1 protein-coding gene and 1 pseudogene are annotated in these 816 nt (G+C 38.4%); both read right to left on the bottom strand.

The genetic code is table 11. The annotated features are described in order from the left end of the window. Positions 1 to 150 (bottom strand): annotated as a pseudogene (locus AC1DDK_RS26120) (transketolase family protein); the annotation flags it as partial. Between the two features lie 2 nt (positions 151 to 152). Further along, on the bottom strand, positions 153 to 816 hold a 664-nt coding region (locus AC1DDK_RS26115; RefSeq protein ID WP_477623016.1), incomplete at its 5' end, for a transketolase.

Here is an 816-nt window from a genome sequence, read left to right as displayed (position 1 = left end):
GAATTCTTTAATAAAGGCATCCATTTTTAAAGAGCCCACTAAGTCTGCGCATAGTGCAACTACTTCAGGATTTTTTTTACCTGCTTCAAGTAATCCTGCTCCAAAACCAGAGCGGGTATCTTTTTTTTCAGTGTATGTATATTTTTTCATTATTAATAATCTTTTAAGGTACTTGGTAATTGGGCAAGAGCTAGTGCAAGTTGCTCGTCGTTTGGCGCAACACCATGCCATTTATGCGATCCCATCATGAAATCAACGCCAGCGCCCATTTGAGTACTCATTAAATTCAAGATTGGCTTACCTTTTCCTAAAAGTGATTTAGCATAATGCAATGCTTTAACTATAGAATCCATATCGTTACCATCAGAATTGATCACATGCCATCCAAAAGCCTCAAATTTTGCCTGTAGATTTTCAAGAGATAATACTTTTTCAGTAGGACCATCAATTTGCTGTCCGTTATAATCAACTGAAGAGATCAGGTTATCTACTTTATTAAAAGGAGCATACATAATCGCTTCCCAATTTTGACCTTCCTGTAACTCTCCATCACCATGTAAAGAATATACAACCGAGTGATCTTTATTTAATYTTTTTGCAAGGGCTGCTCCGATAGCMACAGACATTCCCTGMCCTAAAGATCCAGAGGCAATTCTAATGCCTGGAAGTCCTTCGTGAGTTGTGGGGTGACCTTGTAACCTTGAATTTAATTTTCTGAAAGTTGCCAGTTCACTAATGTCGAAATATCCCGACCTGGCCAGAACGCTGTAGAAAACTGGTGAAATGTGTCCGTTAGAAAGGAAAAACAAATCTTCG

Source organism: Pedobacter sp. 05T44 (assembly GCF_056395985.1).
This window is presented reverse-complemented; position numbering and strand designations above follow the sequence as displayed.